The sequence below is a fragment of the Streptomyces sp. MB09-01 genome, assembly GCF_033794505.1.
In the GTDB taxonomy this organism is placed as follows: Bacteria; Actinomycetota; Actinomycetes; order Streptomycetales; family Streptomycetaceae; genus Streptomyces.
In genome coordinates this window covers 1-2336 of the sequence record NZ_JARAYQ010000508.1, presented here as the reverse complement: position 1 = coordinate 2336, position 2336 = coordinate 1, and the positions used below count along the sequence as shown (strand labels likewise).

The 2336-nt window shown below is 70.8% G+C and carries 3 protein-coding genes; 1 reads left to right on the top strand and 2 read right to left on the bottom strand.

All coding sequences use genetic code 11. The annotated features are described in order from the left end of the window. Positions 1-427 (bottom strand): ABC-2 family transporter protein (locus PV721_RS42975; RefSeq protein WP_416371301.1); only part of this gene is annotated, 427 nt, incomplete at its 3' end. 76 nt (positions 428-503) lie between these two features. After that, positions 504-1307, bottom strand: coding sequence for an ABC transporter permease (locus PV721_RS42970; RefSeq protein WP_319734266.1), 804 nt, complete (start codon positions 1305-1307; stop codon positions 504-506). 186 nt (positions 1308-1493) lie between these two features. Here PV721_RS42970 and PV721_RS42965 point away from each other — a divergent pair. Next, a partial coding sequence (locus PV721_RS42965) for a biosynthetic peptidoglycan transglycosylase (protein ID WP_319734265.1) occupies positions 1494-2336 on the top strand: 843 nt, incomplete at its 3' end.

Below are 2336 nucleotides of genomic sequence, written 5' to 3'. Positions count from 1 at the left end.
GCCCCTGCACGACCCGCCCCAGCCGGCGCAGCGCGAACCGGTCCGCCGCCACCTGCGCGAGCACCGGGACCGGACGCACCAGCATCGTGTCCAGCGAGCCGTCCCGGATCCGGGCGCCGATCCGGTCGGTGTTCCCCATCAGCAGGTCCGCCAGGCCCAGGGAGGCCGAGCAGGACCCGTACAGGAGGGCGATCTCGGGCAGCGTGAAGCCGCCGAGGACGTCCACGTGGGAGAACATGATGAAGATCGCGACGAAGTCGAGGAGGGTGATCGCCGCGTTCCCGAAGGCCGACAGCGCGAAGGACGTCCGGTACGTCATCGTCGACCGGATCCACATCGCCACGATCAGCCCGTAGCCGCGCAGCCCCTCCCGGACCTCCCGTACGCGATCGCGCCCGCCGCGCGGACCGGCGCCCAGGGGCGTCACATCCCGCCCCGGCGCCGCCGCGACGGCCCCGGCCGCCACTGCCCCCGCCGTCTCCACCGCCTCCACCGCCTTCGCCTCAGCCACCCTGGACCACCACCTTCCGCGTCGCCGCCGACTGCATCAGCCGCCCGGCGCCCAGCAGTACGAGCGCCCACCCGGCCTGGAACCCCAGCGCCTCGGCCGCGCCCCCGGCCCCCGCGTGCTTGCCCAGCAGGACGTCCATCGGAACCTGCAGCATCGCCGCCCACGGCAGGACCCGCACGAACTCGCCGAAGCCGCCCGGGAAGACGGTCAGCGGCAGCAGCATCCCGGAGAAGAAGATCGAGACGACGGTGGCCATCAGGTTGATCCCGGACCCGTCCATCAGCCAGAAGGCCAGCAGCCCCAGCAGGTAGCGCAACGCGAAACTCACCACCAGCCCGAGCGCGACGGAGAGCAGGAACAGCAGCCAGCGCAGCGGATCGGCGGGCAGCGCCAGCTGGAACGCCAGCGCTCCCGCCACCAGCGGGACCAGCCCGCGCCCCAGCAGCTGGAAGGCCGCCCGGCCCATGTCGGCCGCGAGCCACCACATCTGAAGGTCCGCCGGCCGGTACAGGTCGACGGCGATGTCGCCCGTGCGCACCCGCTCCTGGATCTCCTCCTGGAAGCCGCCGCCGATCAACGCCCCTGCGGCGAGGAGCGACTGGCTCACCCACACGAAGGTCAGGGCCTGCGCCTGGTCGTAGCCGCCGAGCCCCGGACGCTCGTCCCACAGCGCGATGTACGTGTACGCGACGATGAAGCCGAACGTGGTGTTGGTGAAGACACCGGCCGCGGTCGCCGTCCCGTAGGTGGCGTACCGCCTGAACCCCCCTGCCGCGACCGCCAGGTAGAGACGCACTCTCCGGCGCACCGTATCCCTCCGTTTTCCACGTCGTTCCTACGTCGGCCAAAGCGCGCGAGCTTAGTGCGGAGGGGCGATCCACGCGACCGATTTACGCCCGTCCGGAGCGGAATCACCGGCCATCGGGTAGACACCATGAGGTACAGAAGTGGATATTTCGAACGGCGTCGAGGAGTCCTGGAGATGAGCGACCAGTCACCACCCCCGGGCTGGACCCCTCGCGACCCGGACACCCCGCCCGAAGCACGGCAACCACGGGCGAACCAGCGGCCCCGGCAGCAACCGGGAGACCGGCAACCAGAAGCCCGGCAGCAACCGCAGCCCGAGCCGCAACCCCGGCCGCCCGCCCCGGGGAAGAGGCCGCGCAGGACGCGGACCGGCCGGCGGCGCCTGATCCCCACCTGGCGCATGGTCCTGGGCGCCGTGCTGCTCCTGGCCCTGCTGATCGGCGGCGCCCTCGCGGCCGGCTACCTGCTGGTCGACATCCCGCCGGCCAACGCCGCCGCCACCGCCCAGTCCAACGTCTACCTCTACTCCGACGGCTCCCAGATCGCCCGCGACGGCGAGGTCAACCGCGTCAACGTGCCGCTCTTCCAGATCCCGCGGACCGTGCAGGAGGCCGTACTGGCCGCCGAGGACCGGGACTTCCACTCCGAACGGGCGGTGGACCCCAAGGCGATGCTCCGCGCCGCCTGGAACACCGCGACCGGCAAGGGCACCCAGTCCGGCTCCACCATCACTCAGCAGTACGTCAAGAACTACTACCTGGGCCAGGAACAGACGATCAAACGCAAGGTCAAGGAGTTCTTCATCGCGATCAAACTCGGCCGCGAGAAGTCGAAGGACTACATCCTCGAGGGCTACCTGAACACCAGCTACTTCGGCCGCAACGCCTACGGCATCCAGGCCGCCGCCCAGGCCTACTACGGCAAGGACGTCAGCAACCTCACCACCGCCGAGGGCGCCTACCTCGCCACCCTCCTCAACTCCCCCAGCGCCTTCGACGTGGTCGCCCACCCCCAGAGC